The organism is Paenibacillus sp. 4624, from assembly GCF_050435065.1.
GTDB lineage: Bacteria > Bacillota > Bacilli > Paenibacillales > Paenibacillaceae > Paenibacillus > Paenibacillus amylolyticus_D.
The window spans coordinates 54,495-68,104 of record NZ_JBNDJR010000020.1 but is presented as its reverse complement, the minus strand read 5'-3'; the positions used below and the strand labels follow the sequence as shown (position 1 = coordinate 68,104).

Sequence of the window (13,610 nt, the reverse complement as noted above, 5' to 3'; positions counted from 1 at the left end):
TGAAAAGAGCGATAAGCTCATTTTGAATCTGACGAGATTAAAAATCTCATTGTGCTTTCAAAATCATACAGTCCGAAGACGTGTACCAATTTTTCAAGCGTCGATCTTGCAAAGCAAGATCGTTACTCACTCGTTGTTCAGTTTTCAAAGATCAAACTTATTTCGCCGCTGACTTTCTCTCGCCTCAGCAACTTTTATATCATATCACTTCCGAACCAACTTTGCAAGCTCTTTTTTTTAAGTTTCTTTCGAAGCTTTCTTAATTCATTGCTTGCCGCACCGTGTAAACCGTGTTTTCTTGGCCGGAATTAGAATATACCATGTGTAGAAGATGAATGCAAGTGTTTTTTTGATTTTTAATTACAATGTTGATCTTCTCCTCCATTGAGGATAAATTCTATGGAGATATGCATATCAGTGCTTCACCCTATATAACAAGTTAATCCTTATTTTTAGATAATTATCCTATATCTTTAACAGGAGCTTTCCTCGGCCACAAGCTATAGCTAATGCTTATCAACAGGTCAATACCCAGCACTATTGCCCATACTCGGATCTGACCTGAAAACACCTCTGTTCGAGCCGGATCACCAATCCACCATATCATAATATACAAAAGCGCACTCCCTATACTCCAAGCCAAAAGATGTCTGGCCCACCCTATACGCTCGTTCCTTGCATGTTCTCTTCCATATAACTTGCTCTGCCTAGGATTCTCCCCCCCTCTAAACCAGTATTGGAAGTAACGATCAGCCCAAGCAATCATCTGATGTCCAAAAGCAATGCTTACTCCAATATAGATAGCTGCTATGCCATGAACCATACTTGCTGTTGCTCCGGCTTGGAGATCTACTACAGTGGCTATGAGCAACAAAATATCAACAATCGGTGTGGCCGCCAACAAAGTCAATCCCAATCGCTTCATACCAAGCATATACCGAACGCTTAGCCCTGCAGCAACAAATATCCAAAATGCAATCTCACAGGCAACAATGAAATAAACAACCATAATTACCCCCCTTTTTATATAGTACAACTGTATTATAAATATTTTAACACATTTGTACCAAAATAAGCAATGATGTTATAATAAAGCCATGCCTAAAATCGTAGATCATGACAAACAGCGCGTGCTCGTAGCCGAGGCCGCTTGGCGTATTATCCGGAAAAATGGTATGGAACAAGCTTCTGTTCGAAATATCGCTGAGGAAGCTGGAATCTCGGTCGGATCCATGCGCCACTATTTTTCCACTCAATCGGAGCTTCTTTTATATGCAATGAATCTTGTATCGGAACGGGTCACTTCCCGGATTCAAAGCATGTCTTTCGACGGGCCTCCGATGGAACACATGAAACAGTTACTGCTTGAATTCATACCAAATACGGATGAGAAAATGGCGGAAATGGAGGTGTGGTACGCTTTTACTGCCAAATCCAAAACAGATCCTGCACTCAAAAAACTGGCTGACACTGTATATAATGATATTAGACGAGCTGTCGAGATCGTTATTACATCTCTGGTGAAGCTGAATATCTTCAGAGCAGATCTAAATCAGGATCTTGAGATCGAGAGGCTATATGCTCTCGTTGATGGTTTAGCGATCCACGCGGTGCTTCGACCCGATCAGATGAGCAGCAAACTTATGGATCAAACCCTCACCTTACATCTGGCATCTCTATGCCCAGAGAGTGCAAAGTAAAAAACGCAGAACATTTAATGTCACCCCTTTCCACATAGGGAGTAGATATCGAATGCCTGCGTTTTTTTGTTTTATCCAATAATAATCCGGCCCTCCGGATGGCGATACAATTTCTTCTCTTTACGGGGACGAAGTGCATACGCAATCGTTAGCGGACCGATCCGACCAACAAACATGGTGAAGGTAATAATGATTTTGCCCCAATTGGTCATCTCATGGGTTACCCCTACTGATAAACCTACCGTGCCAATAGCTGATGCAGCCTCAAACATGAGGGAAAGGAATGGAGCATCTTCTGTTGTAAGTAACAGCATCACCACAATCATGAAAATACTGAGGGAAACCATAATAATCGTCAATGCTCTCATGAGCAGCTCTTTAGGTACACGTTGCCGGAAAAAGACAATGTCCTTGTTGCCCCGAATCATGGCATATACTGCACCAATCATGATCAGAAATGTGGTTGTTTTGATTCCCCCACCTGTAGAACCTGGAGAAGCGCCAATAAACATGAGCAAGATGAAGAAGAATTGAGTCGCTTGTCGCATCTGCGTAATATCAATTGTACTTGTCCCGGAAGAACGAGTTGAGACGGACTGGAAGAACGATGCGTAGATCTTCTCGCTCCAGGTCAGTGGACCCAGCGTATGACTGTTGGTGAATTCGAAAATAAACAACACCACTGCTCCTATACCGATCAACGCACCGGACACTGACAGCACCAATTTCGATTGCAAGGATAAACGGCGGCGTTTACGGTATTCAAACAGGTCATTTAACACTACAAACCCGAGTCCACCAGATATCACGAGAATCGAAGCAGTGATGTTAAAAATCCAGTCTCCGGTATAATATTGAAAACTGTTGCCAAACAGATCAAATCCACCATTGTTAAACAAGGAAACGGAATGAAATATGCCGTAGTATACAGCCTGCATAAACGGCATCTCGGTAGCCCAGCGCAAAGCCAGAATGACCGCAGCTACCCCTTCAATAGTGAACGAAAAGATCAGAACCTTGCGGATAATCCGCACAATCCCCTCCATGCTGTCCGCATTAATAGCCTCTTTCAGTAGTAGTCTGTCTTTAAGAGATATGCGTTTGCCCAGCACAAGTGCAAACAACGTGGCCATGGTCATGAAACCGAGCCCGCCAAGCTGCATCAAGATCATGATGACAATCTGACCAAACAGATTGAAAGTTGTTCCTACATCCACCACAACTAATCCAGTTACACATGCCGCTGATGTAGCTGTAAATAAAGCATCAATAAAGGCGAGATGTGTACCACTCTGATTGGAAAACGGCAACATCAACAAAACGGTACCAATCGAAATAATCAGCAAGAAACCGCCAACCAATATTAACGGGGGAGATATGAACCTGGCGATGTGAAGCCTGAACTTCATGAAGGGCACCTCTTTTACCAAAATAAAAATGGGAGCAACTTGTGGCCCGTAGCCTATCTGCCTGAGTTACCTATGTAAACCCAAAGAGGAACTTGCCCCAGTTTGAAGCACGGTGGCAGGTTCCTCTTCTATTATGAACGAAAGATACGTTCCTTATTTACTCTTGTGTACGTGGACGCATATGCGGGAAGAGCAGTACGTCACGGATAGACGGTGAATTGGTCAGCAACATGATCAGACGATCGATACCGATTCCCAGACCACCTGTTGGTGGCATCCCGTATTCAAGTGCACGGATAAAGTCGTCATCCATCTCATGAGCCTCGTCATTGCCATGCTCTTTCTCTAACATCTGTGCTTCGAAGCGCTGACGCTGATCAATTGGATCATTCAGCTCAGTGAAGGCATTGGCATGCTCACGTCCAACGATAAACAACTCGAAGCGATCCGTGAAACGTGGATCTGCATCGCTTTTCTTCGCCAGTGGCGAGATTTCAAGCGGATGTCCCATGATGAACGTTGGCTGAATCAGCGTTTCCTCAACAAACTCTTCGAAGAAAGCGTTCAGGATGTGACCAAATGTCATATGCGGTTCAACTTTTACATTATGCTGTTTCGCCAAGCTGTGCGCTTCTTCATCCGTCATATGAACGGAGAAGTCTACACCGACAACTTCCTTAACCGCATCCACCATGGTAACGCGGCGCCATTGCGGCTTAAGACTTACTTCATGATCTCCGTATTGGATTACTTGTGTGCCCAATACCTCCTGTGCGATGTGAGCAACCAGGTTTTCGGTTAAAGCCATGATATCCTTGTAATCCGCATATGCCTCATACAACTCAATCATGGTAAATTCCGGATTGTGACGTGTAGACATGCCTTCGTTCCGGTATACGCGGCCAATCTCATATACTTTTTCCAGACCACCGACAATCAGACGTTTCAAGTGAAGTTCAATCGCAATCCGCATGTACAGTTCCATATCAAGCGCATTATGATGGGTAATAAACGGACGAGCCGCCGCACCACCTGCGATCGCATGCAATGTTGGTGTCTCCACTTCAAGGTAGCCATGGGAGTCAAGATAACGACGCATGGATTGAATAATTTTGGAACGCATAATGAAGGTCTGCTGCACATCAGGGTTCATGATCAGGTCTACATAGCGCTGACGATAACGCAGTTCAACATCAGTCAGACCATGGTATTTATCCGGAAGTGGATAAAGGGATTTCGACAAAACTTCCAGGTCTTTCACTTTAACGGAAGTCTCACCTGTTTTAGTTTTGAAAACAACGCCAGTTACCCCAACGATATCTCCAAGATCAAGCAGAGTGAATGCCGTAAACTTGTCCTCTGGCACGCTATCCTGACGAACATAGATCTGGATTCGGCCGCTCAGGTCCTGAATATGTGCAAAGCTTGCTTTACCCATTCCCCGCTTCGCCATAATCCGTCCGGCAATACTGACTTCGATGTGCTTTTCTTCCAGCTCTTCCTTGGTCAGTTCTTCATACTTCTTCAAAATGGAGCCGGCTTCTTCGGTACGTACGTATTTTTGGCCAAAAGGGTCGATTCCCAAGTTGCGGAGCTCGTCCAATTTGTCGCGGCGAATCTGTAACAGCTCGCTAAGTTCGGTTTCCTGATTCAAGACTTCATCCGTCATGATCTGTATTCATCTCCTTATTTACATTGCAGCCTGTGTCTGGACGCTTGTCCGTAATGTTGAAAAAAGCTTCCCTAAGGAAGCTTTTGTCTACTGCGCATGACTGCTTCGTTACTACAGCTTTTTAATATCTACAATTTTATATTGAATTACGCCAGCAGGCACACTTACATCAACCACTGTGCCTTTCTTCTTGCCCAAAATTGCTTTACCTACAGGACTTTCATTGGAAATCTTGTTCTGAAGCGGATTGGATTCCGCTGTACCTACAATCGTATATTCTGTGATATCGCCGAATTCCAAATCCTCTACAGTTACGGTTGCACCCACACTTACGGAATCGGTATCGATTTCGTCACTGTTGATAATTCGTGCATTACGCAACAGCTTTTCGAGTGTAATGATACGGCCTTCAATAAAAGCTTGCTCATTTTTCGCATCTTCGTATTCGGAGTTCTCGCTGATATCACCATAGCCGATAGCTACTTTGATCCGTTCAGCCACTTCGCGGCGCTTCACTGATTTTAGTGTTTCCAGTTCTTCTTCCAGCTTCTTGAGTCCTTCTGGTGTAAGGATAACTTCCTTGTCGCTCATCTCAACCGATTCTCCTGTCATGGGAATAATTTGATTGTACGGCAACGGAATCAGTGCTGATGACAGAACTCCGCCCGCATACATCTTCAAAACTATATGAAGTTCTCCAGAGAAATAGAATATTCCTCCTGATGCACTATACTTAGTAAACGCACATGGCGAATTTATACTGAGAAATTATAGGTGAACGATCTCGAAAAGTCAATGTTACATCCCCTGCGGCTGTAAACGTTTTACAACACACCTCTTAATTAAGAGGCATTACCCGCAATTACCGGTTCAGACTCCAGATTTCCTTCCATTTTCAACTGCTCCACAAAGTTCTCCAGAATGCCCACCATTTCATCTCGCTTGGTTCCTTCCATAATAACATCCTTAATCCGGGCCGATCCTTTTAATCCCTTCAAGTACCAAGCCAGATGTTTACGCATTTCGCGTACAGCGACTGTCTCATTTTTGAGTGCAATTAGTCGATCCATATGCAAAACAGCTACGCGGATTTTCTCCTCCGCATTCGGGTCAGGGGGAAGCTGGCCTGAACTCAGGTACTGAATTGTGCGATATAACATCCATGGATTACCCAAAGCAGCGCGCCCAATCATTACTCCGTCACAGCCGGTCTCATCGAGCATACGGCGTGCATCTTCCGGTGAAGATACGTCGCCATTACCGATGACAGGAATAGAGACTGCTTCTTTGACATTTTTGATATGTGACCAATCCGCTGTACCTGTGTAGAGTTGTTCTCTTGTCCGTCCATGCACGCTGACAGCACTTCCGCCAGCTCGTTCCACCGCAAGAGCGTTCTCTACCACATAGATGTGTTCGTTGTCCCAACCGATCCGCATTTTAACGGTGACTGGTTTCTCAACAGCTTCTACAACAGCCGATACCATCTCATAGATCTTGTTCGGGTCCAGCAACCAGCGTGCACCTGCATCACACTTGGTTACCTTCGGAACAGGACAACCCATGTTAATATCGATGATATCTGCGTTCGTTTCCTTATCCACGATTCTAGCTGCCTCGACAAGCGATTCCCGGTCGCCTCCCCAAATCTGCAGACTGAGCGGTTTCTCACGTTCATCCACAAATAACATCTCGCGTGTCCGCTGGTTGCCATGCACAATGGCTTTACCACTCACCATCTCGGCACAGACAAGGCCCGTACCAAACTCTTTCGCGATCAAGCGAAAAGCCGGATTACATACACCAGCCATGGGTGCAAGCACAACCTGATTTTTCATTTCAATATTACCAATCTTAAGCATGTTTGCTGTTTCACCTCTTTATCCATTCCAAACCCGGACGTATTCGATATTCCAGAGCTGTGTTGGTTTCATTTTGGTTGTACATTGGCGTTCATCGTGTTCATCGTATTTATCCTATTGGTGCTTGTTCGGAGTTGTTATCTGTGTTCTCCTTTGTCCATCACTCGTTACTTCCCTTGTAATTCCTCGATACTAATCGCGAGCACACCAGCAATCTTACTTAGTTCCTGTGGTGTTACTCTCCGATTTCCTCGTTCGATCGTTCCCAGAATAGCCAAAGATATACCTGTCTCGGCCGCAAGCTCATGCTGGGTTAACCCTTTCAGCTTCCGGAATGCCCGGATTCGGTTGGCCAATTGCATGTTTTCCAACGCTGTATTCCATCCTTTCCATCCAGTACAGACAACGATGCGTGTACAAAGGTATGCAGACCTGATGCCTCGTCCTGCGGTACGATGTCCGACAGCGGCACCAGTACAAAAGCCCGCTCTCCCATACGGGGATGCGGCAGTTGAAGCAGTTCAGTATCTCGCGTCTCTCCATGCATCCAGAGCAAGTCCAAATCCACCGTACGCGGGCCCCAACGAATATCCCGAACCCGTCCAAGCTGATTCTCTACACTGAGCAATTCGGCGAGCAAAAGCTCCGGTGTCAGACTTGTACTAACCGTAGCAGCCATATTCAAAAACGCAGGCTGATCGACATATCCTACCGGCTCTGTCTCATACAGTGCAGAACAGCGTAGCACAGATATATGAGGGTGTTCATTCAGAAGCGTTAACGCTTCAAGTAGCGTCTGCTCCCGATTACCCAAATTAGCCCCTAAAGCAATATAAGCCTCTGAGGATTCAGAGGTCGAATGTGCAATCATGATCGGTTCTCACTTTCTTGAGCGGCGAAGCTCTACCGTTACGCCTCCGAAATGAATATCAAATGGCGGATGAGGCTTCGTCACCTTGACTGTCAATGCATTGATAATAGTATAAGTGTCTAGTAAAGAAGATGCAATATGTTCACCCAACGCTTCAATTAACTGGAATGATTTATTTTCAACGATCTGTTTCACCAGTTCATGAATCTCTGCATAATTAATCGTTTTGGTCAGATCATCATTACGTCCAGCCTCACCCAGATCCATATCGATCTCCAGATCAATGTAATATCGCTGACCCAGCTTTCGTTCTTCTGCAAACACACCGTGATACCCGTAATACTCCATGCGGTGCAGTACCATTCTATCCATCCAGTTCCCCTGCCTTCTTTTAAAATATCAATGTAAGTAGTAAGTAGAGAGATGTATGCTCGTTATAGTTCCCTTTGCTTTTCTATGTTAAAACGCTTCGCTCCAACATGGATGGGCCGCAAAAGGCCCTCCATTATGATCTTCTCCGTAAGCCGGGAGAACGATATAACATCGCATCACACATGTCCGCCGTCCGCCGAATCGGCTTCACATCATGGACCCGTACCAGCTGGCAGCCTTGGGCAATGCCAAATGCAACCGTTGCCGCCGTGCCTTCCAGCGTATCATTAGCACCTACATCCAGCGTGTGCTGGATGAATCTTTTGCGGGATGTAGCAAGCAGCACCGGATAACCCAACTCGTTTAACAGGCCGAGAGAAGACATCAACTTCAGGTTCTCCGAGAGATCCTTCACAAAACCAATCCCTGGGTCCAATATAATCTGATGTTCCTCTACACCCGCTGCAAGCACAAGCTGAACGCTGTCCTGCACATCACGTACAACATCAAGCAGGTAATCGTTGTAGTCCCTTGCCTGACGGTTATGCATCAGAATAATGGGACAGCCCAGTTCAGCTGCCGTCCGCGCCATCTCCGGGTCAGCCTTCGCCCCCCATACATCATTGATAATATGGGCCCCTGCCTGAATGGCTTGACGGGCAACATCTGCCTTGTACGTATCCACAGAGATCGGAATATGCGGCGCCTCTGCACGCAAGGCTTCGATCACTGGTATAATTCGGTGAAGTTCCTCATCTGCACTGACCACCTCTGATCCCGGACGGGTGGATTCTCCGCCGATATCAATTAAATCCGCACCGTCCTCCATCATTTGTTTCGCATGGGCTACTGCTCGCTCCACATTATTGTAGCGCCCGCCATCCGAGAACGAATCTGGCGTAACGTTCAAAATGCCCATAATCTGTGTCCGAGATCCCAGCGTAATTGAAGCTGGTCCCCATTCGTATTTCCGTTCATAGATGACTGGTGTAAGTGTCATGAAGTATACCCCGCTTTCTCCCGGTACATACGCAGTAGCACTGCGGTTACCGGACCAATCCGTCCATTACTGATCGTTGTTTCTGTGCCGCTCAGATCCCGCAACGTCGTCACCGGCACGAGTTCAGCCACGGAACCCGTCAGAAAAATTTCATCTGCTTGTTGCAGATCCTCCCATGGTGACTGCACTTCTATGCAAGCAATGCCTTGATCTGCGGCAATCTCCATGACCACCGCTCTAGTGATACCTGGAAGAATGCCTGTAGATAGCGACGGGGTGTAGAGGACTTGCTCTCGCACCCAAAATACATTGCTGACAATACCCTCCGCAACATAATCGTCGCGTGTAAGCTGTAATCCTTCTGCGCTCCATATTCGCTGGTCTTGCTCGCCATAACCGTTTAATTCACGTTTCGCCAAGATACTGTTCATGTAGTGAAGCGACTTAAACCTGATCTGGCTTTCCGGTGTATTGCGCGGTGTGGACAGACGTTGCAGCATTTTACCCCTCTCATACAGAATAGAAGATGGTTCGGGTAGTGATTTTGCCAGTACGATATGTGTGGGGTCTGTATAATCCCCCGAAGGTAGTCCAAGCGGCGCTTCACCAGCAGATACTGTATAACGTACGTACGCATCCTTAAGTTCATTTCCCTGCATCAGACGGGATATCCAGCCTTTGACTTCCTCTGCTGTCACTGTGAAAGGAATGCCCAACTCTTCACAGCCTGAAGCCATGCGCTCCAGATGCCTTTCCAGAAGGAAGGGTACGCCTTGGTATGTTCGAAAGGTCTCAAACAGCCCAAGTCCGTACAAAAAGCCGTGATCCGTTACAGGAACCACGGCTGACGCCAGTTGAACCAGTTCTCCGTTAATCGCGGCATATTGCATGTTATACGTTCGCTTTTTGTTGTGATAGGAAATTGCGAAGCATCTGATGGCCATGATCTGTAATGATGGATTCCGGGTGGAACTGTACCCCTTCAATCGCATATGTTTTGTGACGCAGGCCCATAATCTCTCCCTCAGCTGTTTCCGCTGTAATCTCCAGACAATCCGGCAGGCTGCTGCGTTCCACGATCAAGGAATGATAACGAGTTGCTGTAAACGGAGAAGGTAACCCCGTAAACACCGAAGTACCCTGGTGATGCATCTCCGATGTTTTACCATGCATCATCCGATCCGCTCGAATGACATTGCCTCCAAACGCCTGCCCAATCGCCTGATGTCCAAGACAAACGCCAAAGATGGGAATGCTTCCTTTGAAATGATCGATAACCGCCAAGCTGATCCCCGCTTCATTCGGTGTGCATGGACCTGGAGAGATCAGAATATGATCCGGTGCCAGTGCTTCAATACCTGCCAGATCAATCTCGTCATTGCGGCGAACTTCCACCGTTTCCCCCAATTCACCCAGATATTGAACCAGGTTGTAGGTGAAGGAATCGTAATTGTCGATAACCAGAATCATAGGTCTGCTCCTCCTCATATTCCACCGCAGATTACGGCGGATGCCTTGTTTTTATTTTAACTTATTAAGTTTAACTGCTTCATTCCGTTCTCTTCGGGTATTTCCTGCTCTCGTTTTGGTTACTCCTGCCGATGCCTGCGCTGTGTCAGCCTCCGCTCGTTCACTATAGTTCACAGCTCTCATCATTGCTCGGGCCTTGTTGGAACACTCCTTGTACTCGCGATATGGATCAGAATCAATGACAATACCTGCACCAGCCTGCACATAACCCGTTCCATCCTTAATGGCAAGAGTGCGTATGACGATATTCAGCTCCATATTGCCACTGTAGTCTATCCATCCAATAGACCCTGTATATGGCCCACGTCGAACCGGCTCAAGCTCTTCGATAATCTCCATCGTGCGTACTTTTGGAGCACCCGTTATCGTTCCACCAGGAAACGTTGCAGCAATGACATCAAACACAGTTAATCCTTCGGCCAGCCTGCCTTCCACCTGTGAAACCAAGTGCATAACATGCGAATATTTCTCGATCGTCATTAATTCAGACACATGAACTGATCCATACGCAGCAATTCGCCCGATATCATTGCGCTCCAGATCAACGAGCATAATATGCTCGGCCCGCTCCTTCTCACTGCCAAGCAACTCATCCGCCATCGCCTGATCCTCTGCTTCATCTCGTCCTCTTCTTCTTGTTCCAGCGATGGGCCGCGCACTGACTTTGCCGTTCTCCACTTTGACTAGCAATTCTGGCGATCCACTGACCAGTTGGAATTCGGGACTGCGAAGCATCCCCATATAGGGTGAGGGGTTTACAACACGTAGCCATTCATAGATATGCTCGCTACTGGATTGGAGCTGCTTTTCATGCCTAAGGGACAGATTAACCTGAAATACATCGCCCTGCCTGATATATTCTTGTACCTGAAGAACAGCTTTTTCAAAATCCTCTTGCGGAAAGGACGTATGCCATCCCTCTGTTTCGCGCTCGGATTCTTCTCTTCGGAGGGCAAGATGAACCTGCCTGTGGCGGAGTTCCAACGCTTGCTGTTGCTCTTCTGCCTGAGCGAAACCCATAATATGAAGCCAGCGCTGCTGCATGGCTACAGCACGTTTCCCAGCCGCAGCATAGAGACGCTGCAGATCGGTCTGCTCCTGCTTCTCAGCACTCACTTCCACATGCACCATACAGAAAAGTGCCTGCTGCTCATGGTCGTATGCCCATATTTCCTCAAAGCGCATCCACCAGTAATCTGGAAGTGCAGGATTATCCTCAGCAATCGTTGGCAGTTTCTCCAGTGATCTGGCTACATCGTAGCTGAGGTATCCAGCGCAACCGCCTGCAAAATCTGGTGATCCGTCAACCTTGGGTGCTCGGTAGGGTGACATCCACCGTTTTAACACATCCAGCGGTTTGCCCTGATCTGTTCTACTTGTTCCTTGAAACAAGTCATGAATTGTAGCTTCCTGCCCTTTGCCGGAAACGATAGATACCGGATTTAAGCCGAGGAATGTATACCTTCCGCCTTTGCCATTCTCCAGCACAATTGCATTAGGAGATGCTTGTTGCCATGCTGCCTCCCACGTTAGCGGTAAACCGCCATGATACGGTCCCTCGTCCGACTTCGTTATATATGGTAACATTGTCCAGCCTTGTCCAGCCCATACTTCCCAGTCGGCGTATGTTGTCATCAGGTGTGTCACTGCGGCCCGCCGCCCTTTCGTGTGTCACTATATAAGTTGACTATGTAAGTCACACAGTCACCCCAATGGCAGAATAAGCTGTGCAAACAAGTGTTCAACTTATATAGTTCTTATTGTTTGATAGTATACTAAAGCGCCGTTGCTTTTAAAAGCATTACGCAAAAAATCCTCCCTACCCGTCAGGGCAGGAAGGATTGATATAAACTGTTCAGAAACATCAAGCTTATCCGGTAAAAGATAAGTTCTGTGCCTAAATTACCCTTCGAAATTGTAAAGCGGTGTGCTCAGATAACGTTCGCCATTACTTGGCACAATAACGACAACGCGTTTACCTGCACCCAATTGTTTCGCTACTTGAAGTCCAGCGCGAATCGCCGCACCGGATGAAATACCGGATAGAATACCCTCTTCTTTCGCAACAGCACGAGCCGTTTCAAATGCATCATCATTCTCGATGTGAATGATTTCGTCATATACTTCTTGATCCAAAATTTCAGGAATAAAGTTTGCTCCAATTCCCTGAATTTTGTGAGGACCAGGTTTACCGCCAGCCAGAATTGGTGATGCTGCCGGCTCTACGGCCACAATTTTGATCCCAGGAAATGCTTCTTTCAACACTTCACCCGTACCTGTAATTGTTCCACCAGTACCAATACCCGCAACAAATGCATCAAGTGTACCACCAACAGACTGAATCGCTTCAACGATTTCAGGCCCTGTCGTTTCACGGTGTATCTTCACATTTGCTTTGTTTTTGAACTGCTCCGCCATGAAGTAGGATGGATTTTCTTTCAACAATTCTTCCGCTTTTTTGACTGCACCATTCATTCCTTCTGCTCCAGGTGTAAGTACAAGCTCAGCACCATAAGCACGAAGCAGGTTACGACGCTCCAAGCTCATCGTCTCAGGCATTACAATAACAGCCTTGTAGCCTTTAGCAGCAGCAACCATCGCGAGGCCGATCCCCGTGTTACCGCTTGTTGCTTCAATGATCGTACCACCCGGTTTCAGCTTTCCTTCTTTTTCCGCTTCTTCAACAATGCTAATTGCGATCCGATCTTTAACACTTGATCCTGGGTTCTGGTATTCCAGCTTCACAAATATTTCAGCACTGCCTTCAGGTACAATATTGTTCAAACGGACAAGCGGAGTACCTCCGATGAGTTCAGTTACGTTATTAACTACTTTAGCCATATGAATGCCCTCCTTAGTGGGATGAATAATACTTATATAAGTTAAACTAAAGATTTTACACCTTACGCTCCAATGACAGAATAACCTTCCAATCGCTGTTATCCCCAGATTTTTTGATTCCCTTTAAAAAAGGGGGAAATCCGGTGATAAAGGCGAAGCCTATGCTTCCGATGCAGCTTTCTTGCAGAAAGCTTTTAGCTTCGCTTCTTCAGGTTTTTTCTGTCCTCTCCGTTATTGTGTGAAAAAACGTTCAACTTATATAGTTTCCTGTAACATTATGCGATCTGTGCCGATAAGCCTCTGGATGTTTATGAAGAACTGCGGAAATCCGGTGATTATCCGTTCCTTTCTGC

14 protein-coding genes are annotated in these 13,610 nt (G+C 46.5%); 1 reads left to right on the top strand and 13 read right to left on the bottom strand.

Annotated elements, in window-relative coordinates; all coding sequences use genetic code 11:
• Window positions 1-460: 460 nt before the first annotated feature.
• Complete coding sequence (locus tag ABIE27_RS29010; RefSeq protein WP_123067031.1) at window positions 461-1,009, bottom strand: hypothetical protein; 549 nt, start codon at window positions 1,007-1,009, stop codon at window positions 461-463.
• 88 nt (window positions 1,010-1,097) lie between these two features.
• Between ABIE27_RS29010 and ABIE27_RS29005 the strand changes: the two genes are divergently transcribed.
• A complete protein-coding gene (locus tag ABIE27_RS29005; protein ID WP_429352084.1) occupies window positions 1,098-1,700 on the top strand; it encodes a TetR/AcrR family transcriptional regulator in 603 nt (200 codons plus the stop codon).
• 71 nt (window positions 1,701-1,771) lie between these two features.
• Here ABIE27_RS29005 and ABIE27_RS29000 read toward each other — a convergent pair whose 3' ends face one another.
• The 12 genes from ABIE27_RS29000 to cysK form a co-directional block, all read right to left on the bottom strand.
• Window positions 1,772-3,109 carry a TrkH family potassium uptake protein gene (locus ABIE27_RS29000; protein ID WP_123067033.1) on the bottom strand — a complete coding sequence of 446 codons (1,338 nt, stop codon included), beginning with the start codon at window positions 3,107-3,109 and terminating at the stop codon, window positions 1,772-1,774.
• Between the two features lie 157 nt (window positions 3,110-3,266).
• Window positions 3,267-4,778 (bottom strand): lysine--tRNA ligase, encoded by a 1,512-nt coding sequence (lysS, locus tag ABIE27_RS28995; RefSeq protein ID WP_123067034.1) that lies wholly within the window; start codon window positions 4,776-4,778, stop codon window positions 3,267-3,269.
• Window positions 4,779-4,892: 114 nt separating this feature from the next.
• Window positions 4,893-5,372: a transcription elongation factor GreA gene (gene greA / locus ABIE27_RS28990; protein WP_090924651.1), complete on the bottom strand. Its 480-nt coding sequence runs from the start codon at window positions 5,370-5,372 to the stop codon at window positions 4,893-4,895.
• Window positions 5,373-5,623: 251 nt separating this feature from the next.
• Window positions 5,624-6,643 (bottom strand): tRNA dihydrouridine synthase DusB, encoded by a 1,020-nt coding sequence (gene dusB / locus ABIE27_RS28985; protein WP_090924641.1) that lies wholly within the window; start codon window positions 6,641-6,643, stop codon window positions 5,624-5,626.
• Window positions 6,644-6,810: 167 nt separating this feature from the next.
• On the bottom strand, window positions 6,811-7,005 hold the full coding sequence (locus tag ABIE27_RS28980; RefSeq protein ID WP_123067077.1) for a helix-turn-helix domain-containing protein: 195 nt from the start codon (window positions 7,003-7,005) through the stop codon (window positions 6,811-6,813).
• Window positions 6,966-7,514, bottom strand: coding sequence for a 2-amino-4-hydroxy-6-hydroxymethyldihydropteridine diphosphokinase (gene folK / locus ABIE27_RS28975; protein WP_123067035.1), 549 nt, complete (start codon window positions 7,512-7,514; stop codon window positions 6,966-6,968). The genes ABIE27_RS28980 and folK overlap by 40 nt, the downstream gene beginning before the upstream one ends.
• Before the next feature lie 9 nt (window positions 7,515-7,523).
• Entirely contained in the window at window positions 7,524-7,886 is a 363-nt protein-coding gene (gene folB / locus ABIE27_RS28970) for a dihydroneopterin aldolase (protein ID WP_090924638.1), read from the bottom strand.
• A 133-nt stretch (window positions 7,887-8,019) separates the two neighbouring features.
• Window positions 8,020-8,886, bottom strand: a complete 867-nt coding sequence (gene folP / locus ABIE27_RS28965) for a dihydropteroate synthase (protein ID WP_429352083.1) — start codon at window positions 8,884-8,886, stop codon at window positions 8,020-8,022.
• The gene (locus tag ABIE27_RS28960; protein ID WP_429352087.1) at window positions 8,883-9,776 is read right to left on the bottom strand and encodes an aminotransferase class IV; all 894 of its coding nucleotides are present in this window, start codon (window positions 9,774-9,776) and stop codon (window positions 8,883-8,885) included. The genes folP and ABIE27_RS28960 overlap by 4 nt, the downstream gene beginning before the upstream one ends.
• A gap of 1 nt (window position 9,777) precedes the next feature.
• Window positions 9,778-10,356, bottom strand: a complete 579-nt coding sequence (gene pabA / locus ABIE27_RS28955) for an aminodeoxychorismate/anthranilate synthase component II (protein WP_123067039.1) — start codon at window positions 10,354-10,356, stop codon at window positions 9,778-9,780.
• A 51-nt stretch (window positions 10,357-10,407) separates the two neighbouring features.
• Window positions 10,408-12,051 (bottom strand): anthranilate synthase component I family protein, encoded by a 1,644-nt coding sequence (locus tag ABIE27_RS28950; protein ID WP_429352082.1) that lies wholly within the window; start codon window positions 12,049-12,051, stop codon window positions 10,408-10,410.
• Window positions 12,052-12,318: 267 nt separating this feature from the next.
• A complete protein-coding gene (gene cysK / locus ABIE27_RS28945) occupies window positions 12,319-13,257 on the bottom strand; it encodes a cysteine synthase A (RefSeq protein WP_123067040.1) in 939 nt (312 codons plus the stop codon).
• Between the last annotated feature and the right edge of the window lie 353 nt (window positions 13,258-13,610).